Origin of the sequence: Limnohabitans sp. (genome assembly GCF_040401135.1) — a bacterium.
Taxonomy (GTDB): Bacteria; Pseudomonadota; Gammaproteobacteria; order Burkholderiales; family Burkholderiaceae_C; genus Limnohabitans.
Genome location: NZ_JBBAOV010000012.1, coordinates 34,209 through 55,313 on the forward strand (window position 1 = coordinate 34,209; position 21,105 = coordinate 55,313).

A 21,105-nucleotide genomic window follows, 5' to 3' on the forward strand; every position below is an offset into this window, starting at 1 on the left:
TTACTCCTATTTTTAAAAACTTTTACACCGCAGCAAAGCCGGGGTTAGGCAATACACCTTCGAGCTTGGGCGTGTTGAGCTTGCGCTTAGACACTTTGCCGCCGCTGGCTTTGAGCCATTGCTCAGCCACTTCCCACACTTGCTTGAGGTTTTGGTTTTTCGCGTCTTCCGACACAGGTGCCCAACCGGCCACTTTGTATTTTTTATTGGCATCGATGAGCTTGCCCTTAAGGCGCATCTCACCAATACGGCTACCCATTTTTTCGTTGGGGCGGCACACGTACTCAAGGCCACCCACGCGCACCATGTCGCCGCCTTGTTGGTAATACGGGTCGGGGTTGAACAAGTTGTCGCACACGTCTTCAAGCACCGTCTTGATAGTCTCGCCCGTCATCTCAGTCACGGTGGCGTACGAGTATGTGGTGGCCGTCATGTCCATCAACCACTCACGGGTGATGGCTTGGCCTGGCAACAGGGAAGTGCCCCAACGAAAGCCTGGCGAAAACGCCATCTCTGCACCTTGCACATCCATAAGCGCATCCAGCAACAACTGGTCACCTGTCCCGTTGAAGTTGCCACGGCGGTACAAGGTACCTTCGGTGATGGCCAACTTCTCGTTGAGTTTGGCTTCGTAGGGCGCACGAATTTTGGTAATGAGCGCTTCCATCTCTGGGTCAGCGGGCAGCATGTTGGAGAAGATGGGCAACAGCTTGTAGCGGAAGTCGGTGATCTTTTTGTTCTTCACTTCAAAGTCAAGCACGCCCAAGAACTTGCCGTTTGAACCCGCGTTGGTGACGATGGTCTTGCCGCCTTTGTTGTTGACCAAGGTAGCCACAGGCATACCGTCGTGGGTGTGGCCACCCATGATGGCGTCAATGCCGCTGACGCGACTGGCCATCTTTAAGTCCACGTCCATGCCGTTATGTGACAACACGACCACCACCTGCGCACCTTTGGCGCGGGCTTCGTCGACCATTTTTTGCATGTTTTCGTCTTGAATGCCAAAAGCCCAATCAGCCACCATGTAGCGTGGGTTGGCGATGGGTGTATATGGGAAGGCTTGGCCAATGATGGCGCAAGGCACACCATTCATTTCGCGAATGACATAGGGCTTGAACACCTGGTCGCCAAAGTCTTGGGTCTTGATGTTTTGCGCCACAAAGTCGACCTTGCCAGCAAAGTCTTTGTTCACAATTTCTTGCACGCGCTCCATGCCGTAGGTGAACTCCCAATGGCCTGTCATCACGTCAACGCCTAGCAATTTACAGGCGTCCACCATGTCTTGGCCATTGGTCCACAACGAGGTGGCCGAGCCCTGCCATGTGTCGCCGCCATCGAGCAGCAACGCGCCGGGGCGGCTGGCTTTGAGACGTTTGACCAAGGTCGACAAGTGTGAGAAGCCCCCCACTTTGCCAAAGCGACGAGCGGCGGTTTCAAAGTTGAGGTAACTCATGCCATACGCCTCTGCGCTGCCTGGGCGCACGCCAGCGGTCTTGAGCAAATGCTCGCCCACCAAGTGTGGCAACTTACCCTTCATGCTGCCCAGCCCAATGTTCACACTGGGTTCACGGAAGTAAATGGGTTTAAGTTGCGCATGGCAATCGGTCATGTGCAAAAAAGACACTTGACCAAACTTGGGTATGTCGTACAGACCTTTGGCCGCAACGCCTGCATCGGCTTGGGCGTAAGCGTTCATGTTCAGGCCAGCCATCGAGCCAGCGCCTATGACTTGCATGAATTCGCGTTTGGTTAAGTTCATATCAGCACCTACTTATTTATTGAGCGTAAAAAAACCGCAGGTGATGACTCATGCTGCGGCCCTAAATGTGATTACTTGTTGACAGGCGACGCGGGGTCGAGCAACAAAGCCATGACGTTTTTGATTTGAGCTTCGGTCAAGATGCCCTTGTGAGCAAAGCGAGGCATGTTGGAACATGCGTTGTAGGCACGTGCGTTTTGCAGCTTGCCCCAGGTGTATTCCACGATGGGTTTGGCTTCTGCACTGCTGGGGTTGGTCACGCCGCGAATCTTGCCGTAGTTGTAAAGGCTAGGGCCCAGCGTGCCGTAAGACAACTCTTCTTTGCTAATTCTGTGGCAGTTGTAACAGTTGCCGCCGTTTACAGAATCGTCCTTGTCGGTCCACGTTTTGCCAGCACCGCTTTGTGCCACTTTTTCGCCTTCTTTGAAGTCGCCCAAGTATTTGCCATCAGCGGGTGCTTTGATGGTTTTCATGTTGCGTGCTTCGATTTGGGCAGTCAGTTTGTCATCTAAAGCCACACCTGTGCGTTCAGACTCGTCGCACAAGCGGTTGTCTTCATCGGGGCTTAAACGGTCCAGCTTGGCTTGGCCTTGATCGCGGAAGGATCGACCCAAAATGTCTTGGGTGAGTTTGTCCAGGTCCGCGCCTGAAGGCATGGGCGCAGCACACGCGGTCAATAAGGCCACGGCAATAGCGCTTAAGGTGATTTGATATTTACGGTTCATTTTGCGTGGTCCTTATCGTTTGATCGCAGGCGCAATGGCTTCGCCACCTTTGCCGTTCACACCCATGTACACGCCCAAGGCGATGGTGGCATCGCTGCCAAACAAAGGGTAAGGAAAACGTTGTTGACGGTAACAATCGTTCAAACGTAACTGTGCTCCCCACATTTGGCCGTTGGACACGCGGTAAGCGGGCCAAGCTCCAAAGCCAGCGCCAGCGCCAGGGTTCTGGGTGAGGTTTGGCAAGTCTTGCAAACGAATGCGTTTGTCGTCTTGGCTGTGGCACGTGGCACAGGAAAAGTCGTGTGAGCCGCCACGCAAAAAGAACAGGCGTTTGCCCACTTCATACATCTTGCGTTCTTCGACATGGCGTTGCGAGAGGTTGAACTTCATGCCCTTAGATTCACCAGAAATCCAAGTGGCCAAAGCGGTCACGTTGCTTTGCTCGCCCCTACCAAAAGGTGTCTTGGCAATTTCTTCAGTGTTGAAACCTTGCAGCTCTTGCATGCATGTCACCAGACGTGACTCGAGGTCTTGCACACGCCCCGTATCAGAGAAGTAACGCGGCAATTCGACCCACGCACCTTTGAAGATGCCTGCGCCTTTGCCCAAATCACACTTTTCAAGTGATGCATTTTTGGGGCCGCGTTTTTGCTTCCATAGGTCTTCACCTTTGGCTTCAAACAACTCGGCAGGGTTGCCGTCTTGCAGCATTTGACGGTATTCGGCAATGCTGTCAGTTGACGATTTTTGAGCGAACGCAGCAGCCGACAAGCCAATGAGCCCTAAAGTAAAAATTAATTTCTTCATTTGTGTCTCCACTGCGTTCACGATCATCACGAAACGGTTGCTTCGTCAGTGCGAGTATCGCCTTTGTTGTCTTTCCAAACCACACCCACTTTGTCACCGGCCTTAGCGCCTTTGATTGTGAATTGCATGAATGGGTTCTTAGAAACGGCGGGGCCCCACTCGGCGGTCATGACGACTTTGCCGTTGAGAGTTGCGGTTACGTCTTGGATATGCCAAGCGGGAATAGTTTTACCGGTGCCGTCTTTGCGCTGACCGGATTCCATTTCGTGGCTCATCAAGACACGGATAGTTGCTTTATCGCCTGTTGCTTGGGCGCGAATGCGCATTGGATCTGCCATGTTTTTTCTCCTGAAATTTCTAAATTAGCCGCCGCAGCCGCCGAGTGTGACTTTGACTTCTTTCTTCGCAAAGAAAGCTTTGCCCTCATTGGTGATCGCGATAGCGTAAACGTCCGACGATTGGCCCATCTTGGCGCGTGTGGCGAAGTTAGCTTCCACTTCAGGCGACACGTTGAACATGGCAATCAAAGCAGAGGGGTTTTTCTCAACCAATAACAACACACGCTTGACGTTAGCCAAGGTGGTGTTCACACCCAAGGGAACCACGGCACCGTTTTCAGCGATGTCTGGACCAGTGATCGTGACATCTTTGCTTTCCACGGGGGCTGAGCCACCCATGGCTTTGACAGCTTCAGCAACACTTTTGGCGTCGAAGGCAGCTTTGTCAAACGCTTGTGCGTATTGTGGGAACAGGCCAGTTGAGGCCAAGAGGCCTGCTACCGCAGCGCTGTGCTTGAGGGTCTCGCGACGAGTTTGCATGTAATGCTCCTAAAAATGAGTGAAGGTTATTTTGCCGCACCGGCTGCAAGCCAGTTAGCCATGGTTTTGATATCTGCATCAGGCGCATTTTGCATGGGCATTGGGATGGGACCCCAAACACCGGAACCGCCCACCTTGATCTTGCCCACCAAATAGTCATTTTTTCCTAAATATTTTTTGGCAATGTCATTGAAGCTGGGTCCCACCACTTTGGAGTTTTGCGCATGACACGCGGTGCAGTTGTGCTTAGCCAACAAAGCCAAGGCGGGGTCAACCACTTTGACTGCTGGTTTAGCTGCGACAGGTGCTGCCGCAGTTATACCCGCAGCGGCTGATTTGCTTTCAGGCATCGCTGTATTCGCACCGTGCTGCTGTCCGACCAAACGGTTTTGGTCAGCCAAGTTGCCATGCGCATTGCGTGCGTAGTCGGGCAGCATAGAAGCCACATTGGCTTCAGGAACGCAGTCCTTCATGCATGCCACATTGGCGGTGTCGGCCTTGGGCGTACCGTTGAACTCTTTGCCAGCCCACATCGCATGCTTGGTGGTCATGCCGTTGCGGTTGGGCATGCGCTTTTGTACCTCGGCGATGTTTTTGTCGGTCAATACAAAGTTCTCTGGCACCACATCGGCCAAGCTCAACATGTAAGCGGTAACCGCATACACCTCGTCGGGCTTGAGTGACTTAGGTGAAGTCCAAGGCATGGCACGGTTGATGTAGTCCCAAAGTGTTGACACCGTGGCCACTTTCATCATGGTGGTGCGACCCGGAAAATCTGCCCGCTTTAAGTTAGCCACGTTGCCGTTTTTGATATCGTCTTTGGTCGTGCCGCCCACCAAGGGGCTGAACACTTCGTTGGACTCACCAAACACACCGTGGCAATGGGCGCACTTGGCTTCCCACAGGTCTTGGCCTTGGGCGACCGAACCTGAACCAGCGGGCAAACCTTTGAAGTCAGGGCGGACATCGATGTCCCATGCGGCCACTTCTTTGGCGGTGGCCGGACGGCCCACGCCTGGGTAAGCCGTGCTTTGTGCGCTGGCAAAACCAGCAACAGCCAATAGGGCTGTGGTCAAAAAAACTTTACGAAACTTGGACATTCTTGACCTCGCCGTTTTCTTGCACCAACCAAGATTGGATGGCGTTGTTGTGATAAATCGAACGGGTGCCACGCGCAGCACGCAAGTGCTTGTAGGTGGGTTGCACATAACCGGTCTCGTCGGTGGCACGACTTTGGATGATGGCGGGCTTGCCATCCCACACCCAGTCGATGTTAAAGCGGGTCAAGGCTTTGCTGAGCACCGGCGTTTCCAAACGGGCTTGGCGCCAGTTGCGGCCACCGTCCACAGACACGTCGACTTTTTTGACCTTGCCACGGCCCGACCATGCGAGGCCCGTGATGTTGTAAAAACCTTTATCCAACAGCACTTGACCGCCAGAGGGCGTGGTGACCACGCTCTTGCACTCTTGGATGTTGGTGTACTGACGGTGTTGCCCATCGGGCATCAAGTCCATGTAGTGCACGGCCTCGTCTTTGGCGGCGTAGGGCATGTCGCCCACTTCAATGCGGCGCAGGTACTTGACCCAACTCACACCTTGAATGCCTGGCACGATCAACCGCAAGGGGTAACCGTTTTCAGGGCGCAACATTTCGCCGTTTTGGCCATAGGCCACCAGCACTTCGCCTGACAAGATGAGGCTCATCGGAATGGTGCGGGTCATGGATGAACCGTCGCCACCCTCGGCCAAAATAAATTTGGCTTTCTTGAAATCAGCGCCTGCGATTTCGAGCAAGGTGATCAAAGGCACGCCTGTGAACTCGCTGCACGACACCATGCCATGTGTGTATTGCACAGTGGGCACCGCCACGTTGCCCCACTCCACGGCTGTGTTCGCACCGCACTCGATGAAATGAAAACGCGACACGGAAGGCAAGCGCATGATTTCGTCCATGGTAAAAACATTGGGTGTTTTCACCATGCCGTTGATCATGAATCGGTGTTTGGAGGGGTCGATGTCCCACCAGCCTTGGTGGTGACGCTCGAAGTGCAAACCGCTCGGTGTAACGATGCCAAACAAAGACTGCAAGGGCGCAAACGACACCGAGGCTTGTGTGGTTTGGGTCAAGCCAGGGCTTTGACGACGCTGCACGTTGGATTCGAACTTAGACGTTACGCCATAGCCATTGTTGGCGGCCACGCCTTGGCCAAGGCCCGTGGTGTGCTCAGGCAAGTTCAAGATATTGGGATCACCGCCCTCAACAGGCACAGGATTACCCTGAGATAAAGCCATAGGTGCAGCAGCACCAGCGGCAGCAGCGGCAAATGCGTTACGAATGAAATCGCGGCGGTCTTTTTTGCTTTCCGTGATGACAGTACTAATGCCGTCACGGTTTAAAAAGTTTTCGGGCGCTTTTTGGATGCGTCCCGATTGAATGCCATCTGGTTTTTTCACAGACAGTCCTTCCAGATCAAGTTATATATCAACAGCAACTAATATAAATCATCTCTGATACTAAGGCCATCGGGTTTTCACCGTAAACCAAATTAGCTCAGCGAAATTTATAGTGTTGTTTGTTCAGGACAGCCGCCACGGCGTTGGTGTCTTCAGGAAAAAATCCGAGATTCAACTCGGTGTTGCAATACTCCACCATGCCGCGCAAAGCACCTGCCGTGTTGATGCGACCTTTGGGCCTGTAGATAGCGCTGCCATCACCGCCGACGCGGCGAATGTGACATTCATTGCATTGATTTTCGGCAATCAGCTTTTCACCGACTTTAAGGTCTGCATCTTTGAAAAGTGCATGCTGCTGGGCATTGGCAAAGCCTGCCGTCAAGAACAGGAACAAAACCGCATACTTTTTCATGCCATGTCTCCTTTTACTTTTATGTCAATAGCTCGGGTAACAACACCTTGTAATGTCGCCCATTTTTGTCAATCGGCACGATCACACCGGCACGCACCAAGGATGTCACCTCGCGGCTGACCGTTTCAAGCTTCAAATCCATCATGGCGCCCATGTCATCACGACTAAACAAGGTGGCAGTGCCGTCTTGCGACACCTCATGCATTTTGAGAATGAAATGTTGTACGCGTTGGCGTGCGCTACCAAAGTTCAACTCGGCCAGCCAATCTTCCGCTTGCTTCAACGCGCTTTGCCACTTTTCCATAAGTTTGCGATGCAAGCGCGGGCTGTTGGCCCCGAGTTGGTGAATCACGTCAAGCGGGATGCGGCACAACGAAACTTCGCTCAAAGCCACGGCTTGGCTGTCGTATTGGCCTGTGGCCAAGGCTTCAAGGCCCACCACGTCACCGGCAAACAGCACGCGCACCACACGCTCTCGGCCATCCGAAGTGACGCGCACCAGCTTAACCAGCCCCTTACGCAGGGTGAACACGCCCAGAGCTTTGTCTGACTCGTCGTACAACGATTGCCCAGACTGATAAACCAAGTCATCAATGGGAGCGTGAATGAGGTTGAAGTCTTGTTCATTTAAATCAGCAAACAACACCATCTCGCGAATACCGCAATTACGGCAGTCGGATGTACCGCGCCAAGCTGATTCCGTCTTAATCGGGATCATGCGCCAGCCACTACACGGCGTGCCACCGCCAATTGCTCATCCAAGTAAGCGCCGTAAAAATCAGGCAAATAAGCGCCTTTCAACCGTGTGGCCACTTCACGCCCTTGTGCGCCGAAGAACAACACCGTAGGCGCCAACTTAATGCCCTGCTTGCGCACCCATGCATCGTGCGTCAACGGCGTGCCATCAAAGTCAGCCAAGGTGCGATGGTCACGCATGTCGACCTGCACCACCTGCAACCCAGTGGCACGCAAAGGCTGTAAATAGTTTTCTCGCACTACTTTGCAAAAGGCACAGCCCTGCAAACTGACCATCACCACCAAGGGCTGCTTTTGCCGCAAAGCGAGGGTCAAGGCATCCGACAAAGCATCCGTAGTAGGCAGGATCACAGGGGCAGCCACAGCCAGCGAAACACCCCAGCCAGCCACACCCAGAGCGGCCATTGATAAGCCAAGACCTTGTATGGCGTGACGACGAGACAAACGAGGCGTGTGCATCACTTGGCTTCTTGCTCCATGAGCAAATAGGTGTTGTAGGCGTTCATGCGGTTGGCTGATTTGAATAGGGGCATTTTCTCGAACTTTGACCAATCCGTGCTGCTGTAGGCGTTTTCGAACGGCTCCATGTCTTTAGCGGCGCGACCCATGGTCTCGCGCAGATAGATGAGGTAGTCACGCGTGAGAGTCATATCGGCCTTGGCATCGTTGGAGATGGGACCGTGGCCAGGCACCACCCAACGGGTGTCAAACTTAAGCAGGCTTTGCATGGCCTCTATCCAATGGCGGCTGTCTGCTTGACCTACAAAAGGAATGCGATTACGAAACACCAAGTCGCCCGCGAACAGCACTTTTTGCTGGCGTAAGTACACCACCAAGTCTTCCGCTGTGTGTGAGGGACCCACAGGCTGGATGTCAAAACGCACACCACCCACGGTCAACATTTTGGAGCCCGTCAGCCATTCGTCGGCAGGCACCAAACGAGTTTTTTCGTCCACCCACGGCCAAAGCTCTTGACGCGAAGCCTCTAAGCGTAAACGTGCCGTGTCGGAGGTCAGGTACTCACGCGCGGCGCCATGCGCCACTATGCGTGCGCCCAAATCTTTAAACACCTGCAAACCATAAATATGGTCAGCGTGGTAATGCGTCAGCACCACGGTGTGTATGGGTTTTTTTGTCACCTTGGTAATTTCAGCCAACAATCGTCGTGCAAGCTCGGGGGAGCCCAACGCATCGATCACCACCACGCCCGCAGGTGTGACGACAAAGCCCGCATTGGAGATGAAGTTTTGATTCGCCGACGAACCCATCTCGGAAACGCCCTGCACGTAATACACATTGGGGACCACTTGTTTGGCTTGCATCAGCGGCTTGATCGCCGCAACTTGGGGCAAAGTTTTTTCTGCGTGCGCAGAGCCGCCAAAGCTCGCGCAACCCAGCCACAAACTCACGCACAGTGAACGAACGAAAAGAACTTTCACAATTACTTCTCCAAAAAAAATATCTAGCACAGTCGCTTTTGATGTGTATCAAGAATCGCGCAAGCTATGGCACTTAGCATAGTACAAATATAAGCATAGACTAAACCATATGAACCTCACCGCATTCAATGAAGCCTATGGCGAACCCTATGTTTTAGCCACGGGCGGTTTGCTTGTCGGCTTGTTATTTGGTTTCTTCGCACAGCGCTCCAAGTTTTGCCTGCGCGCAGCAGTGATCGAGTTTTGGCACCACCAGTTTGGCGAGAAGTTGTCGGTGTGGTTGCTTACCTTCTCAGCGGCTGTCATTGCTATTCAAGGTTTGATTGTTTTGGGCGGCCTGGATGTCAGCACCGCACGCCAACTGGCTTCGCGTGGCAGCCTGTCTGGGGCATTGGTGGGTGGCTTGTTGTTCGGCGTAGGCATGATCATGACGCGCGGCTGCGCCAGCCGCTTACTTGTCTTGTCGGCTACCGGCAACTTGCGTGCGTTGCTATCGGGTTTAATTTTTGCGGTTACCGCGCAATCGGCCCTGTCGGGCGCGCTGTCACCCTTGCGCGAAGAAATCAGCACTTGGTGGACCGTCGAAGGTGGTAGCAGCCGTGACCTGCTATCCATTTTGGGCTTGAGCCACACCACCGGCTTGATGATTGGCTGCGTGTGGCTATTGGCTGCTCTTTACTTCACCACACGAACCACGCAGCGGGCTTGGATGTGGGTGGGCGGCATTGGCACGGGCTTGAGCGTCGCGCTGGCTTGGTGGTTTTCTTACAGCGTGTCTAAAGCGTCATTTGAAGTGGTGCACATTCAAGGCATCACCTTCAGCGGTCCATCGGCCGAGTGGCTGATGCGCGTGTTGGCCCCCAACCCTCCTGGCATTGGCTTTGACTTTGGTTTGATGCCCGGTGTGTTCTTGGGCTCCTTCTTTGCGGCATGGATAGGCAAAGAGCTCAAGCTTGAAGGCTTTAAAGATGGCTATGCCATGCGCCGCTATATCGTGGGTGCTGTCTTCATGGGATTTGGCGCGATGCTGGCTGGCGGTTGCGCCGTGGGTGCGGGCGTGACGGGTGGATCGATATTTGCATTAACCGCATGGGTCTCCCTCATTGGCATGTGGATGGGAGCAGGTTTGGTTGACCGTTGGTTAGACGCACCGCCGGCCAGCGCACCCAACTTGATACAGCCCTAATCCGAACTAACTACTTCGAATTCATACGGTATAGTTTTATGTGTGGATCGGCGTCATCAGTGGGTAAACCCCGTGATGGCGTTTTCACATTCTGGATATATTACTGATCACTGATTGATTTACTCCGTTCAAAGAGGTCTCGATGAAAACAACATCTCCCCACTTGTTACGCCTACTTGCCGCTACAGCCTTGACACTCAGTGTGAGCGCCACTGCTCACGCCCAAGACAAAGCCACGCAGCTGCACAACCGCGCCACGGCCGCCATGTGCGCCAACTGCCACGGCACCGAGGGCCGCACCGTCGAGGGTTCAGCTATTCCATCCTTGGTGGGCATGCCCAAGGAATACCACGTGTTGCAAATGCAAGCTTTTAAAAATGGAACACGACCTGCAACAGTGATGCACCAAATCACCAAAGGCCTGACCGATGCCCAAATTGACACCATCGCCAGCTACTACGCTGCTACCAAGCGTTAATCAAGGATCTATCATGAAACGTCGCAGCTTTGTTCAAGCCTCTATGGCGCTTGGTTCGTTGGGTGCTCTTGGTAGCATGATGGGGTGTGCCTCTGTAGGCCGCGTTCCCGAAAAAGCACGTGTGATCGTGGTGGGGGGCGGCTATGGCGGCGCGACCGCTGCCAAGTATGTGCGCATGTTGTCAGACTACAAAATTGACGTCACGATGATTGAGCCCAGTGGTGATTTTGTGTCTTGCCCAATTTCTAACTTAGTGATTGGCGGCAGTAAAACCATGGCTGACATCACCACACCGTACGACAAGTTGTCGGGCAAACACGGTGTCAACATTATTCGCGACTACGTGGCCAGCGTGGACCCCGTCAAGAAAACCGTCACCTTGGCCAGTGGGCCCTCGATTCGCTACGACAAGCTGATCATGTCGCCCGGCATTGACTTGATGCTCAACACCGTCGAAGGTTTGAAAGAAGCCCAAGCCTCAGGCCAAATTTTGCAAGCGTGGAAAGGCGGCCCAGAAACGCTTGCCTTGCGTAAGCAACTAGAAGCCATGGACGATGGCGGCGTGTTTGCCATCACCATTCCCGAAGCGCCATACCGCTGCCCACCCGGACCGTACGAGCGTGCCAGTCAAGCTGCACATTACTTCAAACAACACAAGCCCAAGTCCAAGGTGCTTATCTTGGATGCCAACCAAGACGTCACATCTAAAGGGCCGCTGTTCAAAAAGTTCTGGGCTGACAACTACAAGGGCATATTGGAGTACGTGCCACAACACAAAGTGGTGGCGGTGGACGCCAAGACCAACACCTTGAAGTTTGATGTGCAAGACGACATCAAAGCCAACGTGCTCAACGTGTTGCCTGCCATGCGCGCCGGTGGCATTGCGGTGCAATCAAACTTGGCCAACGTCAACGCACGCTGGTGTGGTGTGCATTACCAAACCTTTGAGTCCACGCAGGCCAAAGACATTCACGTCATTGGCGACTCCATCATGTTGGCCCCGCTCATGCCCAAGTCTGGCCATATGGCCAACTCGCATGGCAAGGTCACCGCTGCAGCCATCGTGGCGCAACTGTCAGACATGCCCGTCAACCCATCACCGTTCCTCAGCAACACCTGCTACAGCTTTGTGAACGACAAACTGGTGGTGCACGTGGCCTCAGTTCACCAATACGACGCCAAAGACAAGACCTACAAAACCGTACCTGGTTCTGGCGGAGTGTCCACAGCGCCCAATGAGCTGGAAGGCATTTACGCGTGGAACTGGGCCCAAAACATTTGGGCCGATAGCTTGATGTGAGAATCTTTTTGTATGAACATACTTAAATCCGTCTTTCACACACTTGCCGCCATGACACTTGCATTGAGCTTTGGCGCAGTGCAAGCGCAAGACATCAAGGTGGCCTACCACGTCAACACGGGTGTTGACACAGCGGCAGCCATCTTGGGCAATGTGCGCAACCACTTGAACGCCGACGCCTCGGCAAAAATCGTCGTGGTCACGCACGGTGCGGGCATTGACTTTTTATTGGATGGTGCCAAAGACAACAAAGGCCGCGAGTTCAGCGGCATCGTGTCTGACCTTTCAAGCAAAGGCGTGCAATTTCGCGTGTGTAACAACACACTGACCTCACGCAACATCGACGCCAACAAAGTCTCGATGGATGCCAAGATCGTGCCGTCTGGCGTATCCGAAGTCGCGCGTTTACAGTCCAAAGAAGGCTACGTTTACCTCAAGCCTTAGTGCGCAATATCGCTGTCAATGGCGATTTGCGTACACACAGCACGGCAAAGTGTCACCACGCGCTCGTTGATGATGCGGTAGTAAATTTGAACGCCTTCACGGCGACGGCCCAAAATTTTAGATTTGAACAAGGTGTTCAAGTGCTGAGACATATTGGGCTGTGTGGTGTCGATTTCTTCCAGCAACTGGCCTACATTTTTTTCTTCCGTGCACAAGCAATTGATGATTTTCAAACGCATGGGCGCAGACATAACCCGAAAGGTTTCTGCGGCCAAGTGAAACATCTCATCTAAATCGGCGCTATCGGATGACGCCTGTTTAGAAGTCTTTGCACGTACCTTCAACGCTTTGACAGGCGCTTTAACCACTTTGGCTGTTGCCTTTACTGCTTTGGCAGCAGGCTTAAGCGTCAGTTTTTTTGTTGCAGGTTTTTTCACCGTCACAGCTTTTGCTTTGACGGGAGATGGGGTTAATTTGTTAGTTGCCATATTTGAAAAAGGATATCACTTGCACAGATCAGCCACTGTCGCTTGCAGGTCTACCGCCCACTCACGGCGGTTGCGCCCATCGGCAGTTTGCGTGTCGCCGTAGCGCACTTGCGCCAGCAAAGGCGGCGCGCACAACGTGCGCCATAGTGAGCCAATTAAGGTGTCGTTATCACGGTAGCACGGGGCTAGGCTAATGTCGTGGGTGTGGGCATCCATGAACTGCAAGGCAATAGGTTGAATGGGGGCATTCACCGAAATGGCAGCTTGCAGCAAGTTGGCATGAAACGGCAAAAGCGTGATGCCGTCGCCCGTGCCCCCTTCGGGGAACACCGCCAGCACGTGGCCTTGCTGCAAGGCCTCAGCCATTTGATGCACCACGCGCAGAGCATCGCGGTTGGAAGATCGCTCGATGTATAGCGAGCCGCCACCTGTGGTGAGTAAGCCCAACACAGGCCAGTCGCGAATTTCAGACTTGGCCACAAAGCGGCAATGGCAAGCCGCATGCATGACCAAAATATCAAGCCACGAAATGTGATTGGCCGCCATCAACACGGGACCGTGAGCTGGGTGGCCTTTGACGCGCACCTCAATGCCGATGGCAGACAACATGCCACGAGCCCAAACCTCAACATAGCGGGCTTGCTGATCGTCGCTGTAGCTGGGGAATTTGTTACGAATGTCCCAATACGCCACCCAGATGCACCCGATGACGCGCACAAACTTCACTAGTGCCAACAAGTGCTTCATCAAGCCACCCTGTAAGCGATGCGGCCGGCCACCAGGGTGGCTTTGACGCGAGCGGGCATGACCATGCCCGTCATGTCAAACGCAAACGGCGTGTGCTTGCCTTGGCTGTGCAACGCATCGGGTGTGACCTGCCATTCAACTGCGGGATCAAACACCACCACATCGGCCACGCCACCCACATGCAACCGGCCCAAGCTGTTGCTCATGTCACGTGGCATGCCCTGCACCTTGCCCAACACCTTGGCAGGTTGCGCGGTTAGCACGTCGAGGGCGCGCATCACGCTTACTTTGCTTTCTTGCGCCCACTTGAGCGAAAGGCTAAGCAATAGCTCTAGGCCCGTCGCACCCGACTCGGCTTCGGCAAATGGCAGCGCCTTGCCATCGATGTCGATGGGCGTGTGGTCTGACACCAAAGCGTCGAGTGTGCCGTCGGCCAAAGCGGCACGCAGGGCATCGCGGTCACGTTGTTGGCGCAACACGGGGGTCACGCGGGCGCGGCTGTCGAAGTAGCCAATGTCGTGATCGGTCAGGTGCAAAGAATTGATGCTCACGTCTGCCGTCACAACCAAGCCTTCTTGCTTGGCAGCCCGCACCAGCTCAACACCTTCGGCGCTAGAGATGCGGCACAGGTGCACGCGGGCTTTGGTACTGCGCATCAGCGCAAAGATGGTGTGCAGGGCAATGGTCTCTGCCGCCACAGGCACGCCACTCAAACCCAAGCGGGTGGCCAGCGGACCGCTGGCGGCCACGCCTTTGCCCAGATGCATGTCTTGTGGGCGCAGCCACACGGTGTAGCCAAAGGTCGATGCGTATTGCAAAGCGCGTTGCAACACTTGTGTGTTTTCCAAAGGCACTTCGGCTTGGCTAAAGCCCACGCAACCTGCGTCGGTGAGGTCTGACATTTCGGTCAGCACTTCACCCTTCAAGCCACGCGTGAGCGCGCCTAGTGGAAACACGCGTGCGCACTGCAACTTTTCGGCGCGGAACTTGAGCATTTCAATCAGGCCGGGCTCGTCCAACACGGGGTCGGTGTCGGGTGGGCACACCAGGCTGGTCACACCACCGGCTACAGCGGCCATGAGCTCGGAGGCCAACATGCCTTCGTGCTCGTAGCCGGGTTCACGCAAGCGCACTTGCAAGTCGACCAAGCCAGGGGCAACGATGCAGCCTTTGGCATCTATCGTTTGCTCTGCTTTGAAATTGGCTGGCAATTTGTCGCCCGACTTAGCGTCACTTTTCACAATTGCCACGATGTGACCCTCAGCCACCGCCACATCAGCCACGTGGTCAAAGCCAGAGGCGGGGTCGATGACACGACCGTTTTGTATCAAGATGTTCATGCTTCATTTCCCGCCACGATGGACATCACGGCCATGCGCACTGCAATACCAAACGTCACCTGCGACAAGATGACACTTTGCGGCCCATCGACCACGGCTGAGTCAATCTCCACACCTCGGTTGATGGGGCCCGGGTGCATCACGATCGCGTCGGGTTTGGCCAGTTGCAGCTTCTCTGGCGTGAGGCCAAAAGATTTGAAATATTCTTGGCTCGATGGAAGCAATGCACCGCTCATGCGTTCGTTTTGCAAGCGCAGCGTGATAACCACATCGCAGTCCTTGATGCCTTCTTCAAGGTTGTTAAACACCTTCACGCCCATGGCCGACAAGTCACTGGGCACCAAGGTTTTAGGGCCCACCACGCGCACTTCGGCGCAGCCCAGTGTGGTGAGCGCGTGAATGTCCGAGCGCGCCACACGCGAGTGCAACACGTCACCCACGATGGCCACGGTGAGGTTGGTGAAATCTTTTTTGTAGTGGCGGATGGTGTACATGTCCAGCAAACCCTGCGTGGGGTGTGCGTGACGGCCGTCACCGGCGTTGATGACATGCACGTGCGGCGCGACGTGTTCGGCAATGAGGTAAGGCGCACCCGACTCGCTGTGGCGCACCACAAAAATATCTGCGGCCATCGCGCTCAGATTGGCGATGGTGTCGAGCAACGACTCGCCCTTGGCAGCGGATGAACGTGCGATGTCGAGGTTGAACACATCGGCCGACAAACGCGTGGCGGCAATCTCGAACGTGGTGCGTGTGCGTGTGCTGTTTTCAAAGAACAGGTTGAACACGCTTTTTCCCCGCAGGAGTGGCACCTTCTTCACTTCGCGGTCGTTGACCGAAACAAAGTTGGCAGCTGTGTCCAAGATGTGGGTGAGGATATTGCGTGACAAACCTTCGGTGGAGAGCAGGTGTATCAGCTCGCCGTTTTTGTTAAGTTGGGGGTTGCGCTTGTAGAGCATGTCTGGCCTTTATTCGGTCTCGACCGAAAAGTTAAATTGCCCATTGGCCTCAACCGTCAGCGCCAGCGATTGGGTGGCTGGCAGTGCCACACGTGCTGCGGCAAAGTCGGCCTGAATGGGCAGCTCGCGGCCACCGCGGTCCACCAACACAGCCAGTTGCACATGGGCAGGACGGCCGTAGTCAAACAATTCATTGAGCACGGCACGAATGGTGCGGCCGGTGTACAGCACGTCGTCCAGCACGATGAGGTGTGCGCCGTTCACTTCAAACGGCAGCTTGGTTTGGCCGCCATCAGCCAAGCCGCGTTGCGCAAAGTCGTCGCGGTGCATGGCCGATGAGATGCTGCCGGCTTCGCCTTCCAAAGCCAAATCTTTTTGCAAACGTGCAGCGAGCCAAGCGCCACCCGAGGTGATGCCCACCAAACGTGTGGTGGGTGTGAGCATGCTGCGCACGCCTTTGAGCAGCTCGGTGTACAAGCTTTCTGCATCCAACATGAGGTTGCCGTGGGTACTCATAAGTTCTCTCGAAAAAATTGATTGAGGATGATGCAAGCCGATGCAGCGTCTGCATCTTTGGCACCTTGGCTGTGCGCTTCGGTGGTGCTGTAACGCTCGTCCACTTCAAAAACCGGCAGGTTGAAACGCCCATTCAACTGGCGTGCAAATTTTTTGGCCTTGGCCGTGTTTTCGTGCGCGGCACCATCGGGGTGATAAGGCACGCCCACCACCAGCGCGTTGGGCTGCCATTCGGCAATGCGTTGGGTAATCAGTGGCCAACGGGCCTCGCCCTCGGCATTGACAGTGGCTTGCGGCTGCGCCTCACGCAACAAGCGGCTGCCATAGGCCACGCCGGTGCGTTTGACGCCAAAGTCAAACGCGAGAAAAGATTGAAAGTGATCAGGCACGGCAGGCTTGGGCGCAGTTGCCAAAGGTGCGGCTTGTTCAGTCATGAATGCCCCACCTCGCCGGAGAGCATCCAAGGCTCAAGGCCCAGCAGTTTCATGGCTCTTGCGTAGCGTTGGTCGACAGGCGTGTCAAAAATCACCGCCATGTCTGCACCCACCGTCAGCCAACTGTTTTCGGCCAACTCAGACTCCAGTTGGCCTTCACCCCAGGCCGAGTAGCCCAAGGAAATCAACACACGCTTGGGGCCAGCGCCCATGGACAGGGCTTCGAGCACGTCTTTGGAGGTGGTCATCTCTAGGCCGCCGGGGATGGCCATGGTGGAGGCGTAGACCGATTCTTTGTCGCTCACAGCGGTGAGCACGGCCGCATCTTCGGCTGCCTTAACCAATTCAATCACCTCAGCCACAGGCTCAGCCTCATGGCTCCACAACCCATCGTGCAACACAAATCCACGCTCGGTGTGTACGGGGCCGCCTTGCAACACAGGGGCATTCATCAGGTCTTGCCGGTGCAGGGGCAAGTCGACTTTTTCAAACAAGCCCTTCATCGACAGTTCACCTGGTTTGTTGATCACCAAGCCCATCGCGCCGCGTTCGCTGTGCTCGCACACATAGACCACGCTTTTGGCAAAAGTCTCGTCCTCCAAACCGGGCATGGCAATTAGAAAATGATGCGTGAGGTTGATGGAGAGAGAATCAGCAGACATACCGTAATTTTAAAGGGTGAACATGCCTAGCCAATCGTCTAAATCCACACACCATTTGCCCCACGTGGACAAGGGTCTGATGTGGTTTCGTCGCGACCTGCGTGCGTTTGACAACGCAGCCCTTTTTCAAGCGCTCAAAAGCTGCAAACACGTGCATTGTGTGTTCGTGTTCGACAAGGCCATTTTGGACAGCCTGCCCCGTGCTGACCGCCGTGTGGAGTTCATCCGCGAGTCACTGGTGGCGCTGGACGCCGAGCTGCACGCCGTGGCTGGCCAAGCGGGTGCGGGCCTGATCGTGCGCCACGCCGTGGCAGCGCATGAAGTGCCGCGCTTGGCCCACGAGTTGGGCGTGCAAGAGGTGTTTGCCAACCACGACGACGAGCCCGATGCGCAGGCACGCGACGCCCAAGTGCGCGGCAGCTTAGCGAACTTTGGCATTGGTTTTCAAACCTTCAAAGACCATGTGATTTTTGAGCGTAGCGAGGTGTTGACGCAAATGAGCAAGCCTTACGGCGTGTTCACGCCCTACAAAAACGCGTGGTTACAAAAGGTGAACGACTACTATTTAAAGTCTTACCCCGTGGGTAAATACATCAAAGCCTTGGCCGCACGGCCACCAGCCTACCAACTGGCTGTGCCTAGCTTGGCAGACCTTGGCTTTGAAGCCACCAACCTCAGCAGCTTGCATGTGCCCACGGGCAGCCCCGGCGGCCTGGCTTTGTTTGAAGACTTCTTTGACCGCATGGACCGTTACGACGAAACACGCAACTTCCCCGCCATCAAAGGCCCCAGCTACCTAAGCGTGCACTTGCGCTTCGGCACGGTGTCGATTCGCCAGTTGGCATCCACCGCGCTCAAGCGCATGCGGGTGGGCTCGGCCGGTGCTGAGGTGTGGCTGTCAGAGCTGATTTGGCGCGATTTTTATCACCAAATCTTGCATCACCATCCGCGTGTGGTGACGGGTGCTTTCAAACCCGAATACAACGACATCAAGTGGGACCATCACAAGCAAGCCAAAGAACTGTTTGCCGCGTGGTGCGAGGGCCGCACGGGCTATCCGTTGGTGGATGCGGCCATGGCGCAGATCAACCAAACTGGCTACATGCACAACCGCCTGCGCATGGTGGTGGCCAGCTTTTTGACCAAAGACCTTGGCATCGATTGGCGCTGGGGCGAGCGCTATTTTGCCGAGCACCTGAACGACTTTGACCTTGCTGCCAACAACGGCGGTTGGCAATGGGCCAGCTCGAGCGGCTGCGATGCGCAGCCCTACTTTCGCATCTTCAACCCCACCAACCAAAGCGAAAAGTTTGACCCAGAAGGCAAGTTCATTCGCCGCTATGTGCCCGCGCTGGCCAAACTCAATAACAAAGCCATCCACGCACCATGGCTGGCCAAACCTTTGGAATTAGAAGAAGCGGGATTGGTACTGGGCCGAGATTACCCAAGACCCATCGTGGACCACGCCGAGGCGCGCACGCGCACGCTGGAGCGGTATGCGGTGGTGAAGAAAGTGAAGTAAGGAACGAGGCTATTCGCCACGACAGCACTTAGGCGCTGTCACTCCCCTTTGAGTGCCGCCAACACTTGCGGCTGCGGCTCGCGCACGCTGCCCACCGCGAAGTGTTGCAGCAAGCGGCTCACTTCTTGGGCGCCGCTGAGGCTGGTTTTGATGTCATCGGCCACGCGCTTGGCGCGCAAGCGGGCCAGTTGCACAGCCAACGAATCGGCCACTTGTTGCACAGCCGTCAGCTGAACATCTTCAGCCAGTTGGGCCATGCTTTGCACGTCGAGCTGGGCTTCGATGGGCAGGTCTGACTCGGGCGATTCTGACCAATCGTTGAGGATGCTGACCAAGCGCTGCGAAATCACGTCGGCCTGCTCTAAAAACAGCAAGTGGTTGATGACTTGCAGGCTGTCGTCCATGGGTTTGTCGTGCGCGTTGAACTGCTCACGCAGCTGCAAACCACTTAGCACTTGCGAGGCTGCATTGGCCTCGGGCTCTTGAATGCTGCGGTTGGGGGCCAAGCGCAGACCTTCAAAAAAGTGGGTGGCCAACGACCAAAAGGTACGCCAGCCCGCCAGCGTTTCAGCGTCTAGCTGACGCTGGCACAAAAGCTCTAACTCGCGTGCTGCTTGCAAATTCACAGCAGGCCGCTGGCGCAGCAAGGCTAAGACATGGCTTTCAAACTGCGCACGAACTTCCATGGGAATTAGATTTGCACCATTTCAAAGTCTTCTTTGCGCGCGGCACACTCTGGACACGTCCAGTTCATGGGCACATCGGCCCAAGCGGTACCGGGGGCAATGCCGTGCTCAGGCGCGCCGGCCTCTTCGTCGTAAATCCATCCACAAATCAGACACATCCAGGTATTAGCCACAGTATTTCTTTCGTCAACGCATAGAATGTTTTGTATTGTATCGACCCACTTATGGCGCTAGAAAACACCCCCCTACCTCCCGAAAATGCCCTGTCTGACGAAACCAGCGGAGCACCTCCCTGCATTTTGGTTTTCAATGCCAGCGACCCCAGCGGGGCGGGCGGCTTGTCAGCTGACATCTTGGCTGCAGCCTCTGTCGGTGCACACGCACTGCCGGTGGTGACGGGCGCCTACATGCGCGACACGGCTGAAATTTTTGACCACATTGCCTTCGACGACGATGCGGTGGCCGAGCAAGCTCGCAGCGTGCTGGAAGACGTGAGTGTGCAAATCATCAAAGTCGGGTTTTGCGGCACCCCAGATAACCTGAGTGTGATTGCCGAAATCAGCGCCGACTATGCCGAAGTGCCCGTTGTTGCCTACATGCCCAACCTGTCGTGGTGGGAAGACGAAAAGATTGACGCTTACCTAGACGCGTTTCACGAACTGATATTGCCCCAAACCACTGTGCTGGTGGGCAACCACAACACCTTGTGGCGCTGGTTGCTACCCGACTGGAGCAACGAGAAAAGTCCCAGCCCGCGCGATATTGCCCGCGCTGCTGCCGAAGTGGGCGTGCCCTACGTGCTGGTGACGGGCATCAACCACCCCGACCAACACATTGAAAACGCCTTGGCTACGGCCCACACAGTGATGGTGAGTGAGCGCTTTGAGCGCTTTGACGCCTTGTTCTCTGGCGCTGGAGACACCCTGAGCATCACACTGGCTGCCGTGCTGGCCGCTGGCACCGACCTAGAGCTGGCGACACGCGAAGCCCTGAACTACCTTGACCAAAGCCTCAACTGTGGCTTCCGACCAGGCATGGGCCACGTGCTGCCCGACCGCATGTTTTGGGCCGAAGAAGACACTGAAGGTGAGGAAGGTGATGCCACCGATGGCTTGCCCGCCACCGCCGAAGACTTCTCGCTACCCCGATACGAAACCAAACATTGACCCCTAA

Annotated in this window: 26 protein-coding genes; 6 read left to right on the forward strand and 20 right to left on the reverse strand. The window is 55.2% G+C overall.

Translation table 11 applies throughout. From position 1 onward, the window contains the following. Nucleotides 1-22 precede the first annotated feature (22 nt). The 11 genes from soxB to ABWP81_RS05230 form a co-directional block, all read right to left on the reverse strand. Nucleotides 23-1,759 (reverse strand): thiosulfohydrolase SoxB, encoded by a 1,737-nt coding sequence (gene soxB, locus ABWP81_RS05180; RefSeq protein ID WP_353134860.1) that lies wholly within the window; start codon nt 1,757-1,759, stop codon nt 23-25. 71 nt (nt 1,760-1,830) lie between these two features. Next, nucleotides 1,831-2,484, reverse strand: a complete 654-nt coding sequence (gene soxX, locus ABWP81_RS05185; RefSeq protein WP_353134863.1) for a sulfur oxidation c-type cytochrome SoxX — start codon at nt 2,482-2,484, stop codon at nt 1,831-1,833. Nucleotides 2,485-2,496: 12 nt separating this feature from the next. Continuing rightward, nucleotides 2,497-3,291: a sulfur oxidation c-type cytochrome SoxA gene (gene soxA, locus ABWP81_RS05190; protein ID WP_353140081.1), complete on the reverse strand. Its 795-nt coding sequence runs from the start codon at nt 3,289-3,291 to the stop codon at nt 2,497-2,499. 26 nt (nt 3,292-3,317) lie between these two features. Beyond that, nucleotides 3,318-3,629: a thiosulfate oxidation carrier complex protein SoxZ gene (soxZ, locus tag ABWP81_RS05195; RefSeq protein WP_353140083.1), complete on the reverse strand. Its 312-nt coding sequence runs from the start codon at nt 3,627-3,629 to the stop codon at nt 3,318-3,320. A gap of 24 nt (nt 3,630-3,653) precedes the next feature. Beyond that, complete coding sequence (gene soxY, locus ABWP81_RS05200) at nt 3,654-4,109, reverse strand: thiosulfate oxidation carrier protein SoxY (protein WP_353140085.1); 456 nt, start codon at nt 4,107-4,109, stop codon at nt 3,654-3,656. A 26-nt stretch (nt 4,110-4,135) separates the two neighbouring features. Continuing rightward, the gene (locus tag ABWP81_RS05205) at nt 4,136-5,209 is read right to left on the reverse strand and encodes a c-type cytochrome (protein WP_353134872.1); all 1,074 of its coding nucleotides are present in this window, start codon (nt 5,207-5,209) and stop codon (nt 4,136-4,138) included. After that, nucleotides 5,193-6,563, reverse strand: a complete 1,371-nt coding sequence (gene soxC, locus ABWP81_RS05210; protein WP_502905512.1) for a sulfite dehydrogenase — start codon at nt 6,561-6,563, stop codon at nt 5,193-5,195. Before soxC ends, ABWP81_RS05205 begins: the two co-directional genes overlap by 17 nt. A 97-nt stretch (nt 6,564-6,660) precedes the next feature. Beyond that, on the reverse strand, nt 6,661-6,975 hold the full coding sequence (locus ABWP81_RS05215; RefSeq protein ID WP_353134875.1) for a hypothetical protein: 315 nt from the start codon (nt 6,973-6,975) through the stop codon (nt 6,661-6,663). Nucleotides 6,976-6,994: 19 nt separating this feature from the next. After that, nucleotides 6,995-7,693 carry a Crp/Fnr family transcriptional regulator gene (locus ABWP81_RS05220; protein ID WP_353140087.1) on the reverse strand — a complete coding sequence of 233 codons (699 nt, stop codon included), beginning with the start codon at nt 7,691-7,693 and terminating at the stop codon, nt 6,995-6,997. Continuing rightward, nucleotides 7,690-8,190, reverse strand: a complete 501-nt coding sequence (locus ABWP81_RS05225; protein ID WP_353140089.1) for a thioredoxin fold domain-containing protein — start codon at nt 8,188-8,190, stop codon at nt 7,690-7,692. Before ABWP81_RS05225 ends, ABWP81_RS05220 begins: the two co-directional genes overlap by 4 nt. Next, nucleotides 8,190-9,170 (reverse strand): MBL fold metallo-hydrolase, encoded by a 981-nt coding sequence (locus tag ABWP81_RS05230; RefSeq protein WP_353140091.1) that lies wholly within the window; start codon nt 9,168-9,170, stop codon nt 8,190-8,192. Before ABWP81_RS05230 ends, ABWP81_RS05225 begins: the two co-directional genes overlap by 1 nt. Nucleotides 9,171-9,279: 109 nt before the next feature. Between ABWP81_RS05230 and ABWP81_RS05235 the strand changes: the two genes are divergently transcribed. The 4 genes from ABWP81_RS05235 to ABWP81_RS05250 all read left to right on the forward strand — a co-directional run bounded on the left by ABWP81_RS05235 (nt 9,280) and on the right by ABWP81_RS05250 (nt 12,578). Continuing rightward, nucleotides 9,280-10,356, forward strand: coding sequence for a YeeE/YedE family protein (locus ABWP81_RS05235; RefSeq protein WP_353134887.1), 1,077 nt, complete (start codon nt 9,280-9,282; stop codon nt 10,354-10,356). A gap of 142 nt (nt 10,357-10,498) precedes the next feature. Beyond that, nucleotides 10,499-10,834: a c-type cytochrome gene (locus tag ABWP81_RS05240; RefSeq protein WP_353134890.1), complete on the forward strand. Its 336-nt coding sequence runs from the start codon at nt 10,499-10,501 to the stop codon at nt 10,832-10,834. 13 nt (nt 10,835-10,847) lie between these two features. Then, entirely contained in the window at nt 10,848-12,134 is a 1,287-nt protein-coding gene (locus ABWP81_RS05245; RefSeq protein WP_353134893.1) for an FCSD flavin-binding domain-containing protein, read from the forward strand. Nucleotides 12,135-12,146: 12 nt separating this feature from the next. Beyond that, nucleotides 12,147-12,578, forward strand: a complete 432-nt coding sequence (locus ABWP81_RS05250; RefSeq protein WP_502905513.1) for a DsrE family protein — start codon at nt 12,147-12,149, stop codon at nt 12,576-12,578. Here the strand turns inward: ABWP81_RS05250 and ABWP81_RS05255 are convergent. The 7 genes from ABWP81_RS05255 to ABWP81_RS05285 form a co-directional block, all read right to left on the reverse strand. Then, nucleotides 12,575-12,862 (reverse strand): ArsR/SmtB family transcription factor, encoded by a 288-nt coding sequence (locus ABWP81_RS05255; RefSeq protein WP_353134926.1) that lies wholly within the window; start codon nt 12,860-12,862, stop codon nt 12,575-12,577. The genes ABWP81_RS05250 and ABWP81_RS05255 overlap by 4 nt on opposite strands. A 219-nt stretch (nt 12,863-13,081) precedes the next feature. Next, complete coding sequence (locus ABWP81_RS05260; RefSeq protein WP_353134899.1) at nt 13,082-13,813, reverse strand: lysophospholipid acyltransferase family protein; 732 nt, start codon at nt 13,811-13,813, stop codon at nt 13,082-13,084. Beyond that, nucleotides 13,813-15,153 (reverse strand): dihydroorotase, encoded by a 1,341-nt coding sequence (locus ABWP81_RS05265; protein ID WP_353140093.1) that lies wholly within the window; start codon nt 15,151-15,153, stop codon nt 13,813-13,815. The genes ABWP81_RS05260 and ABWP81_RS05265 overlap by 1 nt, the downstream gene beginning before the upstream one ends. Further along, nucleotides 15,150-16,112, reverse strand: coding sequence for an aspartate carbamoyltransferase catalytic subunit (locus tag ABWP81_RS05270; protein ID WP_353134905.1), 963 nt, complete (start codon nt 16,110-16,112; stop codon nt 15,150-15,152). Before ABWP81_RS05270 ends, ABWP81_RS05265 begins: the two co-directional genes overlap by 4 nt. 9 nt (nt 16,113-16,121) lie before the next feature. Next, complete coding sequence (gene pyrR / locus ABWP81_RS05275; RefSeq protein ID WP_353140095.1) at nt 16,122-16,628, reverse strand: bifunctional pyr operon transcriptional regulator/uracil phosphoribosyltransferase PyrR; 507 nt, start codon at nt 16,626-16,628, stop codon at nt 16,122-16,124. Continuing rightward, nucleotides 16,625-17,062 carry a Holliday junction resolvase RuvX gene (gene ruvX, locus ABWP81_RS05280; RefSeq protein WP_353140097.1) on the reverse strand — a complete coding sequence of 146 codons (438 nt, stop codon included), beginning with the start codon at nt 17,060-17,062 and terminating at the stop codon, nt 16,625-16,627. The genes pyrR and ruvX overlap by 4 nt, the downstream gene beginning before the upstream one ends. Beyond that, nucleotides 17,059-17,724: a YqgE/AlgH family protein gene (locus ABWP81_RS05285; RefSeq protein ID WP_353134914.1), complete on the reverse strand. Its 666-nt coding sequence runs from the start codon at nt 17,722-17,724 to the stop codon at nt 17,059-17,061. The genes ruvX and ABWP81_RS05285 overlap by 4 nt, the downstream gene beginning before the upstream one ends. Nucleotides 17,725-17,746: 22 nt before the next feature. On the opposite strand from ABWP81_RS05285, the gene ABWP81_RS05290 reads away from it, so the two are divergent. Then, the gene (locus ABWP81_RS05290; protein WP_353140099.1) at nt 17,747-19,246 is read left to right on the forward strand and encodes a cryptochrome/photolyase family protein; all 1,500 of its coding nucleotides are present in this window, start codon (nt 17,747-17,749) and stop codon (nt 19,244-19,246) included. Nucleotides 19,247-19,284: 38 nt separating this feature from the next. Here ABWP81_RS05290 and ABWP81_RS05295 read toward each other — a convergent pair whose 3' ends face one another. Further along, nucleotides 19,285-19,932, reverse strand: a complete 648-nt coding sequence (locus tag ABWP81_RS05295; RefSeq protein ID WP_353140101.1) for a hypothetical protein — start codon at nt 19,930-19,932, stop codon at nt 19,285-19,287. A 5-nt stretch (nt 19,933-19,937) separates the two neighbouring features. Further along, nucleotides 19,938-20,090 (reverse strand): rubredoxin, encoded by a 153-nt coding sequence (locus tag ABWP81_RS05300; protein ID WP_353136886.1) that lies wholly within the window; start codon nt 20,088-20,090, stop codon nt 19,938-19,940. Nucleotides 20,091-20,156: 66 nt separating this feature from the next. Between ABWP81_RS05300 and thiD the strand changes: the two genes are divergently transcribed. Next, nucleotides 20,157-21,098 (forward strand): bifunctional hydroxymethylpyrimidine kinase/phosphomethylpyrimidine kinase, encoded by a 942-nt coding sequence (gene thiD, locus ABWP81_RS05305; protein ID WP_353136889.1) that lies wholly within the window; start codon nt 20,157-20,159, stop codon nt 21,096-21,098. The last annotated feature ends 7 nt before the right edge of the window (nt 21,099-21,105 follow it).